This is a genomic window from Plantibacter flavus, from assembly GCF_900177615.1.
Taxonomy (GTDB): domain Bacteria; phylum Actinomycetota; class Actinomycetes; order Actinomycetales; family Microbacteriaceae; genus Plantibacter; species Plantibacter flavus.
The window spans coordinates 696264-716245 of record NZ_FXAP01000002.1 but is presented as its reverse complement, the minus strand read 5'-3'; the positions used below and the strand labels follow the sequence as shown (position 1 = coordinate 716245).

Genomic DNA, 19982 nt, shown 5'->3' with positions numbered 1-19982 from the left:
GGCTGGCGCCCGTCCACCGAGAGTGCCCGCTCTGCTTTGCACAACGCCTTCGACGACCAGAACGGGCGCTCTCCGTCGGACTCGAGGCACCCTGCCGTCAGGACCCCGAGCGAACCCCGGCGACGGCCCGGTCGTAGAGCACGCTCAGGTCACCCACTCCACCACCGGAGACCCAGCGTTCACCCGCGACGTCCAGGCACGCGATGGCGGTCGCGACGATCGCCTCAGGCGCCGGGTCGTCGTCGCCCACGGCGAGTCGCCTGCGGATCTCGGGGACGAGCAGCGCCTGCCAGTGGAGGTGCTTCTCGATACTCCGGGAGCGCAGAGAAGGCGTCCGGTACATCATCGTGGCGATCTTCAACGTCACGCCGGGCTGGATCTGGAGGGCGTCGACCGCCTGCATCGCCAGGCGCAGGGCGTCCCATGGCTCCACCTCGTCGGGGACCGCCTCGAGCGCCTCGCGGACGAGCTCGCCCTGACCGGCGAGATCCCCCAGGACGACGTCCTCCTTCGTTCCGAAGTAGCGGAAGAAGGAGCGTCGCGAGATACCAGCCTCGGCAACGATCTGGTCGATCGTGGTCTGCTCGAACCCCTGCTCCAGGAACAGCTCCATCGCCACGCGGGCGATCTCCGCGTAGGCGGCTTCTCGGGAGCGCTGCCAGAGCGACGGTTGGGCCTGCATGCGGCCAGGATATCGCACTGCCTAGTTGACACTCAGTGCCAGTAAGGCATACAGTGCGAATGTGGCGGGTCCGTCGCATCCCATGCTGCTGTCGAGGAGTTCCGATGCCCGTCCCCCGCCCCACCCAGACCGTGCTCATCACCGGAGCATCCTCCGGGATCGGCGCAGCGTTCGCCCGAGCATTCGCAGCCAGAGGATCGGACCTCGTGCTCGTCGCCCGCCGCCGCGACCGTCTCGACGCCCTCGCCGGAGAACTCCAGGCAGCACACGGCGTCCGCGTTCTCCCCCTCGCCCAGGACCTCTCGGAGCCCGCCGCCGTGAACCGGATCACCGAAGCCCTCGCCGAGGCCGACATCCGGATCACCGGCCTCGTCAACAACGCGGGCTTCGGGACGTTCGGCCCCTTCCTCCAGGATGACCCGGGACATCTCGTCCTCGAGATCGCAGTCGACGTCAGCGCGCCGGTTCAGCTCAGTGCTGCGCTGCTCCCAGCCCTGGTGGCGGCCGGCTCGGGGTTCCTCATCAACGTCGCGAGCATGGCTGCGTATACGCCGACGCCTCGAATGGCCGTCTACGGCGCATCGAAGGCGTTCGTGCTGAGCTTCACCGAGGCGCTCTGGGCGGAGACCCGCGGGACGGGCGTCACGGTCTTCGCACTCTCGCCGGGGGCCACCAGTACGGAGTTCAACGCGGTCGTCGGAACGGAGGACGCGACAGCTGGAGCCCGCATGCGAACACCGGAGGACGTGGTGGCCACGGCACTCGTCCACCTCGCACGACGCAACCCCGGGCCGAGCGTGATCGACGGGCGTGTGAACCGCGTCAGCAGTGGCCTGAGTCGCGTGATGAGCCGACGAAGCGTGAGCTCGATGATGCACCGCCTCACCGATCCCGCACGTCGGCGTTGACCGGTCAGCATGCCGAGAATGCCCGTTCTGCTCGCTGAGCGTGCTCGGAAGAGCAGAACGAGCACTCTCGGACGGGTGCGCGCAGACCGTGGGCCGACTCAGACCGCCGGCGCGTACGGGTCGCGGAGCGCGCGTCGGAGCACCGCCCGCTCGGCGACCGTCCACAGCGCGCTCGTCGCGAGGTAGACGGCGGCCGCGAACGGGACGATGGCCGCGAAGCCGACCGAGAGGAACGGGAGCCAGCGCATGATGGGTGCGATCGCGGCGGCGCCGGCGGGAGCAGGTGTCCGCGCCGCTGCAGCTTCGTCCGGTACGGCCGCCCATCGTGCGCTCGCCCGCCTGGTGAGTTCGATCGCGAGGCCGAGCAGCAGGAGGACGATGAGGAACGGCCAGATCGCCGTGACCGTGGTGCCGATCAGTTGGAACAGGTTCGCGCCGAGCGGGACGCCCCCGACCACCCCGGACAGCAGCGCATTGGCATGACCGGCGATGTCCTGGTGTATGAACAGGGCGTAGACCGCGGAGACCACCGGTGCTTGCGCGAGCAGTGGCAGGCAGCCCGCGACCGGCGAGGTGCCGTGCCGCTGGTAGAGCTCGACGAGCGCGCGGTTCAGCTCCTCGGGTCGACCGGCGTAGCGCTTACGCAGGGCTGCGAGTTCCGGGGCGAGGCGGCGCCTGGTGCGCTCGGTGCGGACCTGCGAGACGCCGACCGGCAGTAAGAGCAGCCGGACGAGCACGGTGAGGACGACGATGGCGAGCAGCGGCGCCCACGAGCCCGTCATGGGCTCGAGGAATCCGCCGGTCGCTTCGACGAACCCGGCGAGGCCGTCGAGGATGGTGGAGACGAACGGGATGGTGGAGAGGTCCATGAGTGGTCCTTCGATCGAGAACGGGAGAGGATCGTTCGACCGCCACGGACCACCGGGGCGCTACTGCACGCTGAACCCGGCCGTTCCGACGGTCACGATCGCGCTTCCGGGCGCTCGAGACCGGACGTGCCCCGGTGCGTCGGGGTTGTTGTGGGTGACCAGCACGCGGAGGTTCTCGACCTCGCGCAGCTCGACGGGTCCGGTGCGTGGCCGGAGCGTCACGCGCACCTGGAGGATGACGGCGATGAGGACCGCCGCCGCGGACACGGCCCCGATGAACCCGAGCACCATGAGGGCGGGGATCACGACGTTCCCGCCGCCGCCTGCCCCGAGCAGCGCGAACGTCCGCGCCACGAGTTCGAGCAGACCGACCATGGTTCGACGGTATCAGGAAGCGCGACGCTGGGGTCGCAGTCCGCACGCTCAGGAGCTCGACTCCGGCCGTGGCGTGGGTCGCGACACCTGCGGACGGACGCTCAGCTCAGCGACGCACACACGGACCGGACGCGGACAGGACGATGACCGGCCCCCACTCGGCCGTGTCCGCGAACTCGTCGAGACGCACGTAGTAGCCGTTCTCGGAGAAGAAGGCGACGGCGCTGGTGGCGTCCGAGGAGTCGTCGGCTGCGACCTTCTTCTCGACCTTCCACGCCGCTCGGTCGGCATACCTCGCGGCAGCCTCGTCCAACCAGGCGTTCCGGTCGAAGTCCTCCGCGACATCCACGGTGACGATGCCGTTGAACTGGACTGCGCCGCCGTTGCACGCGATGTCGACCTCATCCTCGCTCACCGTCGACGCTCCGTCCGGCAACGTCGCTTCGAACTCCTCACGCAGGGAGAGCGCCGCCTCCTTGGCGGACTCGTAGCTGGGCCCTCGTTGGAACGCCCCACACCCCGCGAGGGTTCCGACGATGCAGATGGCGAGGAACGTGCTGAGGGCGCGGCGCATGAGGCCTTCCTACCATGACCGAGGTCGACTGCCTCGCCTGCTCGGATGCGCCGTTCACGCGATGGCCGAGTCCGGCCGTCGCAACGCCCGGCGATCGACCGATCAGCGGCTGGGCCGTCGCTCGAACGCGACACGCCCCGACTCCGCCCAGTTGGCGAGGAGTTGCATGCGGTCGGCGGAAGCGGATCCGGGCTCGGCGGAGAAGACGAGCATCTGCAGGCCACGATCTGAGGCCAGGTCCATGCTCTGGTAGTTGAGGGCGAGATCGCCGACGATCGGATGGTGGACGTTCTTGGACCCACCGCGGTGCTCCCGGACGTCGTGGGCACCCCAGAGCTTGCGGAACAGGTCGCTGCGCGTGGACAGCTCGCCGACGAGGTCGCTGAGTTCCCGGTCGTAGGGTGAGCGGCCGGCTTCGGCGCGGAGGATCGCGACGATCTGCTGGGCATTGCCCTCCCAGTCTTGGTAGAAGGTCTGGGAACGCTGGTCGAGGAACACGAACCGCGCCGCATTGACCGGCGGGCTCACGTCGTCGAACATCTCCGAGAACAGCGCCCGACCGAGCGTGTTGGTGGCGATGGCGTCGAGCCGCCCGTTCTGCACGAAGACGGGAACCGTGGACATCGCATCGATGGTCTGTTGCATGCCGGCCGTCAGTGTCGTCGTCCGTGTCTGCCGCCGCCGCTGCGGCCGGATTCCGGCGTTCGCGGTGCGGATGAGCCCGGAGAGGTGCGCATGCTCCGCCTCGGTGAGCTGCAGGGCGCGGCTGACCCCGTCGACGACGGCTTCCGAGACCCCGGTGGCGTTTCCTCGCTCGAGCCGCTTGTAGTACTCGGCGCTCATCCCTGCGAGCAGCGCGACCTCCTCGCGGCGGAGTCCGGGCACGCGACGCCGACCGCCGTAGTCGGGCAATCCGGCCTGCGACGGCGTCAGCTTCGCCCGGCGCGAGGTCAAGAACTCGCTCAAGTCGTCGTGGATGTCCATGCATCGACGGTACGCCGATCCTCCTCCGGAAGAGGGGCCCTCCTGGTGCACCTGTAGACCGGGCCACGCTCACCGGGGCGCCGAGCGGTTGACTCGGAGCATCACCACCCACCCCTCGGCAGAAGGAGCAGCATGAAGCTCGCACGTCTCGGAACCCTCGAGGTCTCCCGCATCGGCCTCGGCGCCATGACGATGGCCGGTACGTACACCACCGGCGGTGGGCTCGACGACGACGAGTCCGTCCGCACCATCCACCGCGCCCTCGAACTCGGCGTGACGCACATCGACACCGCGGAGGTCTACGGGCCGTTCCACAGCGAGGAGGTCGTCGGACGAGCCATCGCGGGGCGTCGCGATCAGGTCAAGCTCGCCACGAAGTTCGGGCTCGTCTCCCATTCCGGCAAGCAGGGTCGTGTCGCCGACAGCTCGGCAGCGAACGTGCGAGCAGCCGTCGAGGGGTCGCTTCGGCGACTCCGCACCGACCACATCGACCTCTACTACCAGCACCGCGTCGACCAGCACACGCCCATCGAGGAGACGGCGGGCGCCGTCGCCGAGCTGATCGCTGAAGGCAAGGTACTGCACTTCGGGCTCTCCGAGGCGTCTGCTGAAACGATCCGCCGTGCGCACGCCGTGCAGCCGGTGTCGGCGCTGCAGACCGAGTACTCCCTGTGGACTCGCGAGGTCGAGACAGACATCCTGCCCCTCCTCCGCGAGCTCGGGATCGGGTTCGTGCCGTACTCCCCGCTCGGCCACGGCCTCCTCACCGGGCAGCTGCGTTCGTCCGACGACATCCCCGAGGGCGACTGGCGCAAGACGAACCCGCGGTTCACTCCCGAGAACTTCGGTCGCAACCTGGCGATCGTGGATGAGGTCCGCGCCATCGGCGCTGAGATCGGTGCTACGCCGGCACAGACCGCGCTGGCCTGGATCCTCACCCGCGGCGACGACATCGCGCCCATCCCCGGAACACGACGGGTCTCACGGGTCGAGGAGAACACGGCCGCCGATGCCGTGCAGCTGAGCCCCGAGCAGGTCGAGCGGTTGAGCACCCTCACCCCCGCAGCTGGCGCTCGTCACGACGACGCCAACATGGCTTCGATCGACCGCTGAGCACACCGGTGCGGCCTAGTCCGGTTCGGGCCGTGCTGTGCCGCCTTCGGTCGACCTCGCCGATCACGACGAAGACCGCCCCCACATCGAGCACTATCGGCGCGAGGGCGAGGTCGACTGCCTCGTTCCGGTCAGGTCGCCGCGCTGAGCGGTCGGTCGTGCTCGTTCGCCGAACCGAGCTCGCTGAACCCGTCGGCGAGGACCTCGGTCAGCAGCCGAGCGTAGCGGCCGTCGGGGTCGAGGTCTGGATCGAAGACGGTCACTGATGCTCCGACCGCGCCAGGAGCGAGTTCGGCCAACAGCGCACGTAACTGCGGCGCGTCCAAGCCGCCGGGATCGGGGCTGTCCACTGCGGGCATGATGCTCGCGTCGAGGACGTCGACGTCGAGCTGCAGCCAGTACCCACGGCCCGCCACCTCGTGCACCGCGACACGCACGTCGCCGGCGGGCTGCTCGATGAACCGCCGGGCCGGAATGACGAGTCCGAGCGTCTCGCGCGCCTGTGCTGCTTCCGCGTCGTCATCGCGGTGCCCGATGTGCACGACGCGTCGCGGTTCGAAGTACGGGCCGAGACCGTCGATGTCCGCGATCGCCGGCCAGTGCAGGCCGACGGCGGCGGCCAGGTCCTCCCCCGCGACGCTCGCACAGGCGTCGCTGTTGCCGGGATGTCTGAAGTCCGTGTGGCCGTCGACGTGCACCAGTCCTGCCCGCCCACGACGCGACAACGCCAGACCGATGCCGAGCAGGACACTGCAGTCGCCTCCGACGACGAGCGGAGCGTCACCGGCGTCGAGGACCTCCGTCAGCCGAGCGGCGAGACGCCGCGCATGATCGACCATCGTCGCTTCGTTGCGGACGTGGACACTCGGGCGGGTGTCGTCGTCGTCGAGGTACCGCCCGGCAAGGAGCACGCCTGCATCACGGGCCCCGGCCGATTCGAGCCGCCGGAACAGTCCGGCCTCCCGCAGAGCCGACGGAGCTTTATCCGCGCCGGGCACGCTCCCCCGCTCCGGTGGGCGGAGCCCGAGGTTCGTCGGAGCGGAGATGATTGCGATCATCCCGTCAGCCTGACAGAGCGCACCGACAGTCGACAGTGCCGGATCCCGGCCAGATCATCCGCCGACGAACGGTTGCGTCGTACACATCAGCCCATCAGTGGGTACCAGTGCCGGTCGCGCAGCTGATGCTCGTCATCGTCGAGACGCACCCACGCGCCATGAGCCATCGGAGTCGCGACTGAAGCCCACACGCCGAAGTGGGCGACCGGCGCCGGCCAGTCGTACCCGTCGGCCGGTGCCTCCACGACGTTGCGTACGGCGCCGATGAAGTGCATGCCCGTGTGCTCGCCGGTGATGCGCTGTGCCAGCTCACGGGCGGTCGCCGTGCCGTCGGCATCATCGGATGCGGCCTCGAGCATCGGCAGATCGAGCCGACCTGTCCCCTGCCTCGTCACGCAGAACACCCGGTCGGCGTCGCGGAGGAGCAGGCGCACGACCGCCATCGGCCGCGGTGGCGTCGTCCGGCGGATCACCTCGGCCCTGCCTCCCGGAGGAAGCCACGGCGCGTCGTGCGTCACGTGGACGAGCGTCTCGTCTTCGTTCACGCCGCGAGCGTACCCGAATCGAGGGAGCGTGACCGGAGCCGCCTGCTCGAGCTCTCAGTCAGATGCGCTCAGCGAGATCGCTACTCGTTGGCCACCCCGAGCGGCGGGAGGATGCCCTGGGCCGCCGCCACGGCTCGGGCGACGATGAGCGGCGGGTCGACGATCGCTCCGGAGACGATCAGTGCGTCGAGCTCGGACAGCGGGATGCGCTCGAGCCGCACCTGCTCCGCGGGATCCGACAGGTCTGCCAGGCCGGGGCGGAGGCCGCGAGTCGAGATGAACAGGTGTGTCGGCCAGGACGCCCGCCCCGGGTTCATGAAGAAGGTGTGCAGCGGTCGGAGGTCGTCCGGAACGATACCGAGCTCCTCTTCGAGCTCACGCCGAGCGGCATCGAGCGGGGCTTCGTCCGTTCGACCGGCACCGCCCGGCAGGTCGTGGATCCAGCGGTCGAGCGGGTATCGGTACTGCCGGGCGAGGAGCACGTCGTCGCCGACGATGATCAGCGAGGCGACGGAGAAGGGAACGCTCTCGTCGACGACATACCTCGATCGCGACCCGTCCGGCAATCGGACCTCGTGATCGACCAAGGTGACCCGACCTCGGTGGACCGTCGTCTTCTCGAGCGTGGTCCAACGTGATTCATCCGGAACAAGCATCCGCCCACCCTACGGTCGACTGCCGTCCGGCGATCATGTCGTCAGCGGAAGTCGCCCAGCTGACGCTCGACGGGCACCGTGCCCTCGACGATCACATCGCCGGTGTGGGCAGTCGTAACGGTCTCGATCAAGACGATCTCGACCTCCTCATCGGCGATGGGATTGTGCTGCACGCCCCGCGGCACCACGAAGAACTGGCCCGCCGTGAGCACGACCTCCTCATCGTCGGGGAGCTGGATACGGAGTGTGCCCGAGACGACGAGGAACATCTCGTCTTCGTTCGCATGGTCGTGCCAGACCAACTGGCCGAGGAGCTTCGCGACCTTCACGTATTGATCGTTGACCCGCCCCACCACTCGAGGAGTCCAATGGGCCTCGACCTGTCGGAGTTCGGCGGCGATATCGATTCCGGAGAGAGCGGTCATGCGTCCATCCTCTCGCGACTGACGTGGAGAGGGGCGCGGCGCCACCCCTCAGTCTCCGAGGGAACGGGCTCCCTCGTCGCCGTCCTGGCGGCATGGCAGCGCCGCTCGGCCGCGACCCGCTCGTCATCGGGGTGACGGTGACGACACCCGTGACCCGATGGCGCGCCTCACCTACGATGACGTGATGGTCGACGACAACGAGCGCGGATTCCGTCGCGCCCTCATCGAAGCGAGCGCCCACTTCGGGCTCGATCATGAACGCCTCGAGCAGCTCGGTGGGATGACCGGGCGGGTGTTCGGGATCGACGACGCCGTGTTGCGCCTCGGCTCCCCGGAGACGATCGCGCACGAACTCGCCGCTGCGAACGCAGCCTCCGTGGCGGTGCCGGTTCCGGCGACCGTCGGCACCTTCGTCCCGACCGAAGGCGGACCATGGGCGGCCGCGCTCATCGAGCGGGTCGACGGCACCGTCGCCGCCGATCTCAGCGGCGTGACCGCGGAGCGGGCCTTCACGAGGGGTCTCGCCTGTGGTCGTGCGCAGGCGGCACTGTGGACGGTCACCGCCCCTCCGGCGTTCGCCTCCATCGACGGCGAACGCTCGCTCCTGCACCTCGATCTCCACCCGTTGAACATCCTGGTGGGGCCGGACGACCGTGTGACCGCCGTCATCGACTGGACCAACGCCGCAGCCGGGCCGCCGGACTACGACCGGGCCAGGACCTCCGCCATCTTCCGGCTGGACCCGCACGCGATTCCGCTGCTCGACCAGCCGGTGTGGCGGGCGTTCCTCGCAGGATGGACCGACGGCGCGAACCTCGACGAGGCGTCAACGGCTGCGCGCATCTGGGCCTGCCGGTTCATGCTGCACGACCTGCAGCATCGCCACCCCGGGAATGCGTTGGACCATGTGCGTCGCGAACTGGAGCTCCTCGAGCAGGCCATCGAGAGTGCGCAATCCGTCCCCTGACGCTCCGGGCAAGAGCAGAGCGGGCGCTCTGGGCGGCGTCGTCAGGCCGCACGAGGAACTCGTACTCGTCGATCGGTCGGATGTCGATCACCGGCGTCCCGTCGACCGCCGAACCACCGCCAGTTGCACCGCGGTGAGTTGCCTGCTCACGTGGTCGTCGAGGGAGTCGGCGGCCTCGCGGCTGAGCCGGGGTGTGTCGGAGGTGTGTTGGAGGCGGTCGAACACCGCCGCCAGACCGTCTGCCACGGCGTCGATCAGCTCGTCGGACGCGTCGTCACCGAGACCGAGGAGAGCCGCGGTGACGTCAGCGAGCTCCGCGATCGCAGAGTCGTCGAGCGCGCCGAGCTCGGCCAGCGTCTTCCGGTCGAGGAGCAGCTCGAGCAGGACGGAGGCGTCCCGCTCGGTTTCGACGGATCGCGGCGACAGGTCCTGCCGTCGGCCGAGAGCGTCGAGGTAACGCTGCGCGTACGCAGGGGTGTCCACTCGCGTCCCGTGCTCGCGCAGCGCGCTGATCATGTCCCGCCGCACCTGGAGCTCCTCGATCTGCTCCGCGTACTGCTCGTCCAACCGCGTGAGCTCGTCCTCGAGGTCGGCCGACGGATCGATGCGGGCGAGCGGCACGCCGAGATCCGCGAGTCGTCTCACGCGCAGCACTCGGACGAGGTCGGAGGCTGCGTAGTCCCGGTAGCCGTTCGCGGAGCGCTCGGGTTCGGGCAGCAGACCGATCTGGTGGTAGTGACGGAGCGTGCGCACCGAGACGCCGGCCAAGCGGGCGAGGTCACTGCTCCTCACACCGTCACCTCCTCTCGCCGCCGCGCGGATGACGTCAGCCACGGCGCCAGCTTCCACAGTACGCAGGTAACCGTGGCCACGAGCAGCATCGGTACCAGCACGATCGGGCCGGTCGGCGTCGACACCGTCGCCAACTCCCCGGCGAGGACGACCGGCACGAGCAGCAACGTGTTGTTCGCCGCGTGGATCAGGATCGGGACCTCGAGACCACCGGTGCGTTCGGCGAGGACCGCGAAGCCGATCCCCATCACGACGTAGTACGCGACACCCCACGGATCGGTCGCCCCGTGGATCAGCCCGAACTGCAGCGCGGTCACGGCGGTGGCGACCGCGAACGAGACGACCGGACGAGCGAATCGCGCCCCGATCGCCCGGAAGATCAGGCCCCGGAACAGGTACTCCTCGCCGGCCGACTGCAGCGGAATGGTCACGAGCGCGACCACGCAGAGCACGAGATTGACCGTCGTCCACTTCGGAGATCCGGTGCCGAGGAACGGCTGCATGATCACCGCGTAGGCGACCCACACCGGCAGCACGACGACTGAGGCTCGCGCGAGAAGCATCCACCGGAAGCGGCCTGTCACCGAGGCCAACGCTCCTGGCGAGGCGCCGTACACGAGTTTGTGGAGCACCATGCTGACGGGGATGAGGAGCGCGACGAGGACGTTGCCCGCCGCCCAGAATCCGACCGTGAAGGACGGGTTCGCCGGGTCGAACGGGGTGACACCGATCAGTCGATCCACTGCTTGGCCGACCGGGATCGCGGCGACACCGAGCACCACCACGAGCGTGAGGATGCCACTCACGGCGGCCACGAGCGTGCGCCAGAGCTGCGGTCGATACCGCAAGCCCTGCACGTAGCCGGAGAGGTGGGATGGAGTGTTCGACGGTGAGTCGGGCATGAGGGTTCCTTCGCTGAGGGGACGGACATTCCTAGCGAAAACCATGACGTCACGTCGGAGTCAAGCTCCGCCCACATCGGAGTCGGGAGCCGCACATGCTGCGAGCACCCGGATTCAGCGACGGTATGAAGAGCGCCGGAGCCGCGCCGTGGGTCCGACTCGGGTTCCTAGCCATCCTCGCGCTGATCCTGGGTTTCAACCCATCGATGCCGCTGCCGCTGAAACTCGTCGCACTGTCGCTGGTCGTCCTCAATCTGGTGTTGACGCTCCTCAAGTGGCGCGCGGCCCGGCAGCGTCGATCGCTGCCCGAGGACGGTGATCCCTCGTAGGCTGCAGGCCCTCCACCGATTCCGCGGGAACCACCGCACCTGCGCACGGTGCGATCGTCTTCTCGGCACCCTGCCAGACTGGCGTCGATGATCATCCGCACCGAACGAACCACCCTCGAACCGATCTCACCGGCGCTCGCGCGACGCATCGTCGAACGCGACGAGCGTGACGGTGACGCTTGGCACCCGGAGTACCCCTTCGCCGATGAGCTCGGTCCGCTCCGCGGTCTCGCGGAATCGACCGTCAGCGACCCGATCTTCACGATGTACCTCATCCGTGATGCCGACGGTTCGGCCGTCGGTGGACTCGGCTTCTTCGGACCGCCCGACAGCGACGGTCGCGTCGAGTTCGGCTACGGTCTTGTCCCTGCCGCTCGCGGGGTCGGACTCGGGACGGAGGCGGTCGTCGGCGCACTGTCGTTCGCCGCAGCGCATGGCGCAGAACGGGCGGCCGCGGAGACCGACGTCACGAACGTCGCATCCCAGCGGGTCCTCCTGAAGGCGGGACTCGCAGAGACCGGACGCACGGCCACGACGGTGTCGTTCGCGCGCGAGCTCTGACAGGAGATGCAAGCCATGGTCGAGAGCTGATGCCCCCATCCACCCGCGCGAAGCGTGAGCAGACCGTCGGGGTTCCGGGGAACGACGTATGGATCCCGTCAGGACCGCGACTCGGGCGGGTGGCGAGGCGTAGACCGGAGATCATGACCCTCACGACGATCCTGCCCTCGCTCCGCCGCAGCATCCCGGACCCGTTCGTCCCCGACCGCTGGCCGGCACACACCCACCTCAGTACCACGGACGTGATCGTCGACGACGTTCCGATGCTGCGCCTCATCGAGCAGTGCGGAACCCCGTGCGTCCATACGGCGACAGCGGTGATCGCCGGCACGGGCGGGTGCCCCTCGCCCGTCGAGCAGACCTCCGTGGTCGTCACGCGCGTCGTCGCTGCGACGTTCGGCGAGGACGGCCATCACCTCACCCTCGACGCCTGTCTCGCAGACGTCGAGCCGTGCTGGTCGGAACTCCGGCTCATCGGGCGAGCGTCGACGACGCACACGGTGTCGTTCCACCTCGACAGCGAGGCAGGAACCGAGCAGCGCGTGCTGCTCCCCCGCGACCTCGCACCTGGTGACCTGCTCGCCGTGCCGTGTCGCGGTGCGGTCGCTCAGGCGGTCGGTTCGGCGTCGGGCTTCATCCAGAACGGCGAGTAGTGGTACCCGTCGGGGTCGTCGAACTGGCGCTGGTACATGAACGGGTAGTCGTCGGTGTCGCCGACCCGGCCACCCGCGGCACCGGCGCGCTCGACGAGCTCGTCGACCGCCTCGCGGCTCCCGAGGTCGAACGAGACCGTGACCTTCGAGGGCGTGTCCGGTCCGCCGATCAGCTCCTCGGTGCCACCGACGCTCGCGTACATCTCGCGGCTGCCGAGCATGACGTACTGCTCGGGCGCGATCTCGAAACACGACACCTGGTCGGTGGACATCGCAGCGTTGCGGGTCCAGCCGAGGGCGTCGTAGAAGGCGGTCGCGCGTTCGACGCTCTCGACCGGACACGTGATGAAGAGGCTCATGCGGTCAAGCTACGCCCGGCGTGAGCGCGCCCACAAGGACATCTTTCCGAGATTCACTCGCGCGCCGCCCATGGCACGGTCGGATCGATCGTCGTCGCGATCCGCGCGCTGATCTCGGCGAGTTGCCGCACCTGCGCCTCCGTGAGCGAGCCGAAGACGAGCTCCTCGACCAGGGCGTGGTGCGCGGGGGTGGACCGGGCGACGTGGTCGTGGCCGGCGTCGGTGAGGACGGCGAGGGTGAACCGACCGTCGATCGGATCGACCTCGCGCCGCGCCCACCCCTGCTTCTCCAGTCGCGAGATCGCGCGGGAGAGCCGGGAGAGCGTGCTGCTCGCGTAGCCGGCGAGGGTGCTCATCCGGAGCGTGCGGTCGGGGGCGGTGTCGAGCGCGAAGAGCAGCCCGTGCTCGTAGTGGCTCAGCCCGCTGTCGCGCTGCAGCTGGGCGTCGAGCGCCGAAGGGAGCCGCTCGAGCAGGGTGGCGACGGACGCCCAGGCCGCGAGACGGTCGCCGGTGAGGGCGGGGCGTTCGGCGGAGTCGGTCATGGGACGAGCCTATGCGACTTGCCTGGACAAGTGAATCACTCTAGGATGACTTTCCTGAGCAAGTGAATCGGCGGATCGCCGACAGAGGGAGACGAGATGGACCTGCAGCTCCGAGGCAAGACGGCCTTCATCAGCGGATCGACCGGTGGCATCGGCGCAGCCATCGCCCGGACGCTCGCCGCGGAGGGTGCACGGGTCATCGTGAACGGGCGCTCCGAGCCGGCGGTGCAGGATGCGGTCGCCACGCTTCGGCGGGCGTACCCCGATGCCGGCCATGACGGGATCGTCGCGGACTTCGCCGATCCCTCCTCCGTCGAGCGACTGCTCGGTGACCTCGGCGCCGTGGACATCCTGGTGAACAACGTGGGCCAGTTCGGTCTCGCGGAATTCGAGTCCATCTCGGACGACGAGTGGTCCAACGTCCTCGAGGTCAACCTGATGAGCGGCGTCCGACTGTCCCGGCACGCCCTGCCAGGCATGTTGGATCGCGGCTGGGGACGCGTCCTCTTCGTCAGCAGCGAGTCCGGCGTGGACATCCCCGCAGACATGATCCACTACGGCGTCACGAAGGCCGCGATGATCGCCCTCGGCAACGGACTCGCGAAGCTGACCCGCGGCACCGCCGTGACAGTCAACACGATCCTCGGCGGCCCGACCTACTCGGACGGCGTCGCCACGACGATCGAGTCGATCGCCGCCGACCAGGCCGCTCCCGTCGAGGCGGTGAAGGCGTCGATCATCGGACGCAACCACACCACACTGCTCGAACGCTTCATCGAGCCCGAGGAGATCGCCTCGCTGGCGGCCTACCTCGCGAGCCCACTGGCGTCGGCGACGAACGGCGCAACCCTGCGCGCGGACGGCGGAGTGCTGACCGGGATGCTCTAGCCATGCCGCGTGGGCTGCACGCCGCGACGGTCACGCCAACCACTGGCCGAGCGGGTGGACCAGGTACCGCAACGAGTAGGCCTCCCAGATCGCCCCGATGACCAGGAGAGCCAACGCCGGAGGGACGAGCGCACCGATCCGCCGCAGCCCCTGCAGGTACCCCTGGCGGTGGCGCACCACTCCGGCGAGCGCCGGCCGAACCCAGAGCACCCCGTGCAGGTACACACCGAGCAGCAGGAGGATGTACGCCTGGAGCTCGATGACGAGCGTGAGCGCGTGCGGAATGAGCGCCACCCATCCGTCGTCGCTCAGGGGCACGAGGGTGATCCCGGTCTGGACCACCCAGAACCCGAAGGCCGCGAGTCCTGCGAACGGCACGACGACGGACGGCAGGACGATGGTGAGCAGGCTCAGTCGGAGGACGTTGACCGCCAGGATCATCAGCGCGAACAGCGGCGGCGTGTTCACGAGCTGCGTGACGAGCGCGGCGGTACCGTCTTCGACCATGGCCGACTCCCGAGCGCGCGTGAGGTCGGGGAAGGCGAGACCGATGAGAAAACCGACCACGGTCAGCCCGTACGCCACGGCGTTGAGGACGAGGTAGGCACGCCGGTGCTCACTGATGACCCGGAACGGTCGGAGTGCTGGTGCGTGCATGGTGCTCCTCGGTCGGTTCGATCGGCCGGACGGACTCGGCGACATCAAGTCCCCGCTCCGCTGTCGAGCAGCCAGTGGTAACGGAGGCGGGAGGCTCGCTCGATCGCGCCGAGCGCCGCCCCGATCCCGAGGGCGACGTTCAGCCACGGGTCGAGATGCAGCGGGGACTCGAAGGTGCCGAGGGTGTCGGCGATCGGCGGGATCTGCGAGATCGGTTCCGCGATCTGCAGTGCGTTCAAGCCGATGCCGACGAGCAGGAGGACGATCGACAGCGCGCCGAGGACCGAGCTGGCGACGGGGTGTCGCTGAGCGAGTTGCAGGCGTCGACCTTCCGCCGAGCGAGAATCCGGTGCGAGCTGCTGCTCGGTGCCGTCATCGGCGAGGAAGTGGCAGCGGCGGAGACCGGATTCGCTCACCCGCACTTCGATGTGCCCGCCGTGCACGGCGAAACGCGCCGGCACCCGGGAGACCAGGTGGAGGGCGCCGTCCCGGTAGAGCCTCGCTCTGACGACGCCGTCCGACGCGTCACCTCCGTGACGGACATCGATCGTGTGCACGACGATTCGACCCTCTGCATCGCGGAGGGTGATGGACATCACCGACCGGGTGGTCATCTGCCACCAGCGGAACGGCTTCAACCTGCTGCCATCACCGGCCTTCGCTCGGCGCGTCCACCGGCGCTCCCGCCAGCCCTGTTCCATCCGTCGCGCTCCTCTCCACACCGACCTGGGGGCCGTCGGATCACCTCGACACAGCCATCTCTAGTACAGTGTGATAATCGAGGGACACGCTAGCACGCTGTACTAGAACTGAGAAGGGGGACCCTGCACATGACCGAACCGGCAGGCTCCGACACACGATCCAAGATCCTGATCGCTGCTGCCACGATGCTCGGCGAAGACCCGACGGCACGCCTGAGCGTCCGTGCCGTGGCGGCCAAGGCAGGCGTCAGTACCGGGTCCCTCAGACATTTCTTCCCGACGCAGCAGGAACTCCTCGACACCGTGATCGAAGGACTCCAGACACTCGACATTCCGGACGACCCGATGGCCGACCCGACGAAAACGCCGGCCGAACGCCTGCAGGCATGTCTCCAACTGCTCCTCTCCGCCGTCGGCACGGGTGCCGTCGCGCGACAGAACTGGACCGCGCTCCACGACGCCTACGTCGCATCACCCACACCCGAGGAGTCCGCCCAGACCTTCCTCGCGATGGAGCGGCTCGCCGTCAGCCGCGTGGACCGGTGGCTCGCCCGACTCCACGAGGAGGGCGCCCTCACCGACGGCGATCGAGAGCAGCAGTCGCGTTTCCTGCTCTCGGTCGTGAACGGCCTGTCGCTCGAGCGCGCCTTCCCCGGCGCGCGCGCACGACTCGGGTTCGAGAGCTCGTCCCTCCGCCTCGCGGTCACCGCCGTCCTGCGCGCGGACGCCTCGTAGCGGCCGGCCGCCTCGTCGACGACAACGGTCGAGCTGGTCCACGAACACCGACCAGGGTCGGCGCGGACGTCACTCGGTCGAGCGACGCTCCCGGACCGCGTCGAAGGTCCGTTGCAGCGCACCGATGGACGACTCGGAGTCGACCTGGGCGACACCGATGAAGAGGCAGTCGACGACCATCAGCTGTGCGATCCGGCTGCCGAGCGCCCCCGATCGGAACGCCGTCTCCCGCGCGGACGTCTGGAGCACGATGTCCGCGCTGCTCGCCAGGGTCGACTCCGCGTGGTTCGTGATCGCGATGGTCGTGGCCCCGGAGCGGGCCGCGAGCCGGAGGTAGTCGACGGTGTCCGCGGTCGCACCGGAGTGCGAGATCGCGACGGCGACCGCCTGCTCGTCGAGGATCGCCGCGGCGGTCCAGGCGGCATGCGGGTCGGGCCACTCGAGCGCCACCCGTCCGATCCGCGAGAGCTTCCGCTGCAGGTCGACGGCGACGATGGAGCTCGCCCCGACGCCGAAGATGTCGACCCGGCGAGCGCCGGCGACCGCGGCGACCGCACGCGTGAGGGCTGCCGTGTCGAGCGCCTGTGCGGTGTCGGCGATCGAGAGGGATTCGTTCGCGGCGACCTTCGCGACGATGTCGTCGAGGCTGTCTCCGGCGACGATGTCGGGCGACTGCACGTTCGTCCCGGCGAGCGCGAGCCGTTCGCGGAGGTTCTCCTCGGTCAGGTCGTGCCGGAAGTCCTTGAAGCGGTCGTAGCCGATCTTGCGCGTGAAGCGCACGACCGTCGTCGTCGACGTCGAGGCCTCCTCGGCGATCTCGGCGACCGACCGCGTCGCGAAGGCGCCCGGGTCGGCGAGCAGTGATTCGGCGATCCGCCGTTCGGAGGGACGGAGTTCGTCGAGACGGGCGCGCACCTCGGTGGACACCGCCCGTGATGTCCGGTGGACGTCGGCTCCCATCGGTGCTCCTCTCGACCGTCAACACTGTACCGTCGGCACCCACCGGCGGGATGTATGGAAATTACCATCTATTGTCGAATTGTGTATGTTTGTTGCACCGACTCGCGACCAGTGCCCACCTCGGGTGCGGACTGGCCGACACGTGTAGCGGAGTACCGCGGGTGCTGCCGGCATGCACGATCCAGGAACCAAGGGAGGTCCCGTGACCAGCTCCACACCACGCAGCGACGTGATCAGCAGCACCGCCCGACGCCGGGCGATCGTCGCCGGCAGCGTCGGCAACTTCATCGAGTGGTACGAGTTCGGGATCTACGGGTTCCTCGCGACGATCCTCGCCGCACAGTTCTTCAGCGACGGCCAGCAGACCGGTATCGAGTCACTCATCGCGACCTACGCGTCCTTCGCGATCGCCTTCTTCTTCCGCCCGGTCGGGGCGGCGCTCTTCGGCCGGATCGGCGACCGGATCGGCCGGAAGCCGACGCTCATCCTCGTCCTGGTCATGATGTCCGGGGCGACCGCTCTCATCGGCATCCTCCCGACGTACGCCTCCATCGGCATCGCGGCGCCCATCCTGCTCACGATCGTGCGCATCCTGCAGGGCCTCTCCGCCGGCGGCGAGTTCGGCGGCGCCGTCTCGGTCATGACCGAGTTCGCCCCGGCCGGGAAGCGTGGCTTCTACGGATCGTGGCAGTCGTTCACGGTCGCGCTCGGACTCCTCGGCGGCGCCGGCACCGTCGCGCTGCTGTCCTCCCTGCTGTCCGAAGCCGATCTGGCGGCGTGGGGCTGGCGGATCGCCTTCCTGCTCGCCATCCCCCTCGGCGCGGTCGCCCTGTTCCTCCGCCTGAAGCTCGAGGAGACCCCGGAGTTCCAGAAGGTCGCCGCCGCCGACACCACCAAGGTCGCCGAGCCGGTCGTGCGTGCGGGTGCCGCCGAGACCGCCAAGGCGATCCTCCTGGGGATCGGCCGCCTGATGGGCTGGTCCGCCGCCGGGTACACCTTCCTCGTCGTCATGCCCTCCTATCTCCAGAGCAGCCTCAACGCCTCGTTCCAGGAAGCGCTGATCTCCACGGTCCTCGCGAACGCCGGCTTCGCCGCGACGATCCTCCCGGCCGGCTGGCTGTCGGACAAGATCGGTCGGCGTTGGGTGATGCTCACCGGCACCGGGCTCATCGTGATCCTGGCGCTGCCCCTCCTCAACGTGCTGCAGAACCCGGACCTCGGCGTCGGTGTCCACGGCCTCGCCGTGTTCGTCGCCGGAGCGGTCGTCGGCCTGATCGCGGGCCCGGGCCCCGCCATGCTCGCCGAGATGTTCCCCACCTCCGTGCGGTACACCGGCCTCGGACTGTCCTACTCGATCTCGAACGCCGTCTTCTCCGGCAGCGCCGGCCTGATCATCACGTCGCTGATCGCCTCGACCGGCGACGTCGACGTCCCGGCGTACTACGTGATGGCCACCTGCCTGGTGAGCGCGATCGCCATCGGCACACTCCGCGGGAACGCCCACCGGGCGGAGCTGCGCAAGTGAGCCGCCCGATGCGCGTCATCGGCCTCATGTCCGGCACGTCGCACGATGCGATCGACGCCGCCGCAGCCGAGATCAGCGTGGACGGCGACACCCTCGTCGTCCGCCCGCTCGGGATGCTCACCGCCGGGTACGACCCGGAGCTGCGAGCCGCGATCACCGCAGCCCTGCCGCCCGCGAAGACCAGTGTCGACGACGTCTGCCGGTTGGACACGCGGATCGGGCAGGCCTTCGCCGAGCTCGCGGTGCGAGCGGTCGCGGAGCTCTGCGACGGTGACGCCGACCTGATCGTCTCCCACGGCCAGACGATGTACCACTGGGTGGAGGACGGCCGGGTCGAGGGCACGCTCCAGCTCGGCCAGCCGGCCTGGATCGCCGAGCGCACCGGCTGCACCGTCGTCGCCGACCTGCGTTCGCGTGACGTCGCGGCCGGCGGGCAGGGTGCACCGCTGGTCAGCATGATCGACGCTCTCTGGCTGGGCGGCGAGACCGCTGCGGCCGTCAACCTCGGCGGCATCGCCAACGCCACCATCGTGCGGCCGGGCCAGGACCCGATCGCGTTCGACAGCGGACCGGCGAACGCGCTCATCGACGCCGTCGTCGCCGAGCACACCGGCGGCGCCCGGCAGTTCGACGCCGACGGCGAGCTCGCCGCGCGTGGCACCGTCGACGAGGAGACGCTCGACCTCCTCCTGCGCGAGCCGTACTACCGGCGGCCCGCCCCGAAGTCGACGGGCAAGGAACTGTTCCACCTCGACTACCTCCGCGAGCGGCTCGCCGGCCGACCGACGCTTCCGATCGAGGACCTCGTCGCCACCCTGACCGAGCTGACCGCACGGACCGTGGCGGACGCCGTCCGCGGGGTGGAGCGCGTCATCCTCGCCGGCGGAGGGGTGCGCAATCCTCAGCTCGTCGCGCGCATCCGGGCTGCACTCCCCGAGGCCGACGTCGTCAGCAGCGACGACGCGGGCCTCCCGTCCGACGCGAAGGAGGCGCTCGCCTTCGCCGTCCTCGGCTTCCTGACGGTGAACGGCCAGGCCGGTTCTCTCCCCTCTGCCACTGGCGCCTCGCACGGCAGCGTCCTGGGCGCGATCGTCCCGGGACACTCGCTCCCCACGCGGACGCTCGACGGGCCGCCTCGCTCGCTGCGGTTCGAAGCATGACCGTCGACAGCCCCACGGACCACCACGACGGCGTCAGCCCGTCCGACCCAGAACGGAGGGCC

Annotated in this window: 26 protein-coding genes; 10 read left to right on the top strand and 16 right to left on the bottom strand. The window is 69.2% G+C overall.

Annotated features, from left to right (window positions below):
• Positions 1 to 97: 97 nt before the first annotated feature.
• On the bottom strand, positions 98 to 682 hold the full coding sequence (locus B9Y95_RS09790; RefSeq protein ID WP_085511659.1) for a TetR/AcrR family transcriptional regulator: 585 nt from the start codon (positions 680 to 682) through the stop codon (positions 98 to 100).
• Positions 683 to 786: 104 nt separating this feature from the next.
• Between B9Y95_RS09790 and B9Y95_RS09785 the strand changes: the two genes are divergently transcribed.
• Entirely contained in the window at positions 787 to 1590 is an 804-nt protein-coding gene (locus B9Y95_RS09785; protein ID WP_085511658.1) for an SDR family NAD(P)-dependent oxidoreductase, read from the top strand.
• A 98-nt stretch (positions 1591 to 1688) separates the two neighbouring features.
• On the opposite strand, the gene yidC is transcribed toward B9Y95_RS09785, so the two are convergent.
• The 4 genes from yidC to B9Y95_RS09765 all read right to left on the bottom strand — a co-directional run bounded on the left by yidC (position 1689) and on the right by B9Y95_RS09765 (position 4392).
• Positions 1689 to 2459 carry a membrane protein insertase YidC gene (gene yidC / locus B9Y95_RS09780; RefSeq protein WP_085511657.1) on the bottom strand — a complete coding sequence of 257 codons (771 nt, stop codon included), beginning with the start codon at positions 2457 to 2459 and terminating at the stop codon, positions 1689 to 1691.
• Positions 2460 to 2519: 60 nt separating this feature from the next.
• Positions 2520 to 2834 carry a DUF6412 domain-containing protein gene (locus B9Y95_RS09775; protein WP_085511656.1) on the bottom strand — a complete coding sequence of 105 codons (315 nt, stop codon included), beginning with the start codon at positions 2832 to 2834 and terminating at the stop codon, positions 2520 to 2522.
• Between the two features lie 106 nt (positions 2835 to 2940).
• Positions 2941 to 3408, bottom strand: a complete 468-nt coding sequence (locus tag B9Y95_RS09770; protein WP_085511655.1) for an LptM family lipoprotein — start codon at positions 3406 to 3408, stop codon at positions 2941 to 2943.
• A 102-nt stretch (positions 3409 to 3510) separates the two neighbouring features.
• Positions 3511 to 4392, bottom strand: coding sequence for a helix-turn-helix transcriptional regulator (locus B9Y95_RS09765; protein ID WP_085511654.1), 882 nt, complete (start codon positions 4390 to 4392; stop codon positions 3511 to 3513).
• Positions 4393 to 4524: 132 nt separating this feature from the next.
• Between B9Y95_RS09765 and B9Y95_RS09760 the strand changes: the two genes are divergently transcribed.
• Positions 4525 to 5505, top strand: a complete 981-nt coding sequence (locus tag B9Y95_RS09760) for an aldo/keto reductase (protein WP_085511653.1) — start codon at positions 4525 to 4527, stop codon at positions 5503 to 5505.
• Between the two features lie 131 nt (positions 5506 to 5636).
• Here B9Y95_RS09760 and B9Y95_RS09750 read toward each other — a convergent pair whose 3' ends face one another.
• The 4 genes from B9Y95_RS09750 to B9Y95_RS09735 form a co-directional block, all read right to left on the bottom strand.
• Complete coding sequence (locus B9Y95_RS09750; protein WP_085511652.1) at positions 5637 to 6563, bottom strand: arginase family protein; 927 nt, start codon at positions 6561 to 6563, stop codon at positions 5637 to 5639.
• 86 nt (positions 6564 to 6649) lie between these two features.
• Complete coding sequence (locus B9Y95_RS09745; RefSeq protein ID WP_085511651.1) at positions 6650 to 7108, bottom strand: hypothetical protein; 459 nt, start codon at positions 7106 to 7108, stop codon at positions 6650 to 6652.
• An 80-nt stretch (positions 7109 to 7188) separates the two neighbouring features.
• Positions 7189 to 7764: an NUDIX hydrolase gene (locus B9Y95_RS09740; RefSeq protein ID WP_085511650.1), complete on the bottom strand. Its 576-nt coding sequence runs from the start codon at positions 7762 to 7764 to the stop codon at positions 7189 to 7191.
• A gap of 41 nt (positions 7765 to 7805) precedes the next feature.
• Positions 7806 to 8189 carry a cupin domain-containing protein gene (locus B9Y95_RS09735; RefSeq protein ID WP_085511649.1) on the bottom strand — a complete coding sequence of 128 codons (384 nt, stop codon included), beginning with the start codon at positions 8187 to 8189 and terminating at the stop codon, positions 7806 to 7808.
• A gap of 184 nt (positions 8190 to 8373) precedes the next feature.
• Between B9Y95_RS09735 and B9Y95_RS09730 the strand changes: the two genes are divergently transcribed.
• Positions 8374 to 9156, top strand: a complete 783-nt coding sequence (locus tag B9Y95_RS09730; protein WP_159453377.1) for a phosphotransferase — start codon at positions 8374 to 8376, stop codon at positions 9154 to 9156.
• A gap of 87 nt (positions 9157 to 9243) precedes the next feature.
• On the opposite strand, the gene B9Y95_RS09725 is transcribed toward B9Y95_RS09730, so the two are convergent.
• Together B9Y95_RS09725 and B9Y95_RS09720 are read right to left on the bottom strand one after the other, a co-directional pair.
• Positions 9244 to 9948, bottom strand: coding sequence for a MerR family transcriptional regulator (locus tag B9Y95_RS09725; RefSeq protein WP_085511745.1), 705 nt, complete (start codon positions 9946 to 9948; stop codon positions 9244 to 9246).
• Entirely contained in the window at positions 9945 to 10850 is a 906-nt protein-coding gene (locus B9Y95_RS09720) for a CPBP family intramembrane glutamic endopeptidase (protein ID WP_159453376.1), read from the bottom strand. The genes B9Y95_RS09725 and B9Y95_RS09720 overlap by 4 nt, the downstream gene beginning before the upstream one ends.
• Positions 10851 to 10945: 95 nt before the next feature.
• Between B9Y95_RS09720 and B9Y95_RS09715 the strand changes: the two genes are divergently transcribed.
• The 3 genes from B9Y95_RS09715 (at position 10946) to B9Y95_RS09705 (ending at position 12393) form a co-directional block, all read left to right on the top strand.
• Complete coding sequence (locus B9Y95_RS09715) at positions 10946 to 11179, top strand: hypothetical protein (RefSeq protein ID WP_143736427.1); 234 nt, start codon at positions 10946 to 10948, stop codon at positions 11177 to 11179.
• An 87-nt stretch (positions 11180 to 11266) separates the two neighbouring features.
• Positions 11267 to 11740, top strand: a complete 474-nt coding sequence (locus tag B9Y95_RS09710) for a GNAT family N-acetyltransferase (RefSeq protein WP_085511645.1) — start codon at positions 11267 to 11269, stop codon at positions 11738 to 11740.
• A 143-nt stretch (positions 11741 to 11883) separates the two neighbouring features.
• Complete coding sequence (locus tag B9Y95_RS09705; RefSeq protein WP_085511644.1) at positions 11884 to 12393, top strand: hypothetical protein; 510 nt, start codon at positions 11884 to 11886, stop codon at positions 12391 to 12393.
• Here the strand turns inward: B9Y95_RS09705 and B9Y95_RS09700 are convergent.
• Together B9Y95_RS09700 and B9Y95_RS09695 are read right to left on the bottom strand one after the other, a co-directional pair.
• Positions 12348 to 12752, bottom strand: coding sequence for a VOC family protein (locus B9Y95_RS09700; protein ID WP_085511643.1), 405 nt, complete (start codon positions 12750 to 12752; stop codon positions 12348 to 12350). The genes B9Y95_RS09705 and B9Y95_RS09700 overlap by 46 nt on opposite strands.
• Before the next feature lie 53 nt (positions 12753 to 12805).
• Complete coding sequence (locus B9Y95_RS09695) at positions 12806 to 13294, bottom strand: MarR family winged helix-turn-helix transcriptional regulator (RefSeq protein WP_085511642.1); 489 nt, start codon at positions 13292 to 13294, stop codon at positions 12806 to 12808.
• A 96-nt stretch (positions 13295 to 13390) separates the two neighbouring features.
• Here B9Y95_RS09695 and B9Y95_RS09690 point away from each other — a divergent pair, with 96 nt between their 5' ends.
• Positions 13391 to 14182 carry an SDR family NAD(P)-dependent oxidoreductase gene (locus tag B9Y95_RS09690; RefSeq protein WP_085511641.1) on the top strand — a complete coding sequence of 264 codons (792 nt, stop codon included), beginning with the start codon at positions 13391 to 13393 and terminating at the stop codon, positions 14180 to 14182.
• Positions 14183 to 14212: 30 nt separating this feature from the next.
• On the opposite strand, the gene B9Y95_RS09685 is transcribed toward B9Y95_RS09690, so the two are convergent.
• Positions 14213 to 14839 carry a hypothetical protein gene (locus B9Y95_RS09685; RefSeq protein WP_085511744.1) on the bottom strand — a complete coding sequence of 209 codons (627 nt, stop codon included), beginning with the start codon at positions 14837 to 14839 and terminating at the stop codon, positions 14213 to 14215.
• Between the two features lie 44 nt (positions 14840 to 14883).
• Positions 14884 to 15540, bottom strand: coding sequence for a hypothetical protein (locus B9Y95_RS09680; RefSeq protein WP_085511640.1), 657 nt, complete (start codon positions 15538 to 15540; stop codon positions 14884 to 14886).
• Positions 15541 to 15669: 129 nt separating this feature from the next.
• On the opposite strand from B9Y95_RS09680, the gene B9Y95_RS09675 reads away from it, so the two are divergent.
• Positions 15670 to 16275 carry a TetR/AcrR family transcriptional regulator gene (locus tag B9Y95_RS09675; RefSeq protein ID WP_085511639.1) on the top strand — a complete coding sequence of 202 codons (606 nt, stop codon included), beginning with the start codon at positions 15670 to 15672 and terminating at the stop codon, positions 16273 to 16275.
• 69 nt (positions 16276 to 16344) lie between these two features.
• Here the strand turns inward: B9Y95_RS09675 and B9Y95_RS09670 are convergent, their stop codons facing one another.
• Positions 16345 to 17235 (bottom strand): MurR/RpiR family transcriptional regulator, encoded by an 891-nt coding sequence (locus tag B9Y95_RS09670; RefSeq protein WP_085511638.1) that lies wholly within the window; start codon positions 17233 to 17235, stop codon positions 16345 to 16347.
• Positions 17236 to 17437: 202 nt separating this feature from the next.
• Here B9Y95_RS09670 and B9Y95_RS09665 point away from each other — a divergent pair, with 202 nt between their 5' ends.
• Complete coding sequence (locus B9Y95_RS09665) at positions 17438 to 18760, top strand: MFS transporter (RefSeq protein WP_200811383.1); 1323 nt, start codon at positions 17438 to 17440, stop codon at positions 18758 to 18760.
• Positions 18757 to 19920: an anhydro-N-acetylmuramic acid kinase gene (locus B9Y95_RS09660; protein WP_234994053.1), complete on the top strand. Its 1164-nt coding sequence runs from the start codon at positions 18757 to 18759 to the stop codon at positions 19918 to 19920. The genes B9Y95_RS09665 and B9Y95_RS09660 overlap by 4 nt, the downstream gene beginning before the upstream one ends.
• Positions 19921 to 19982: the final 62 nt, after the last annotated feature.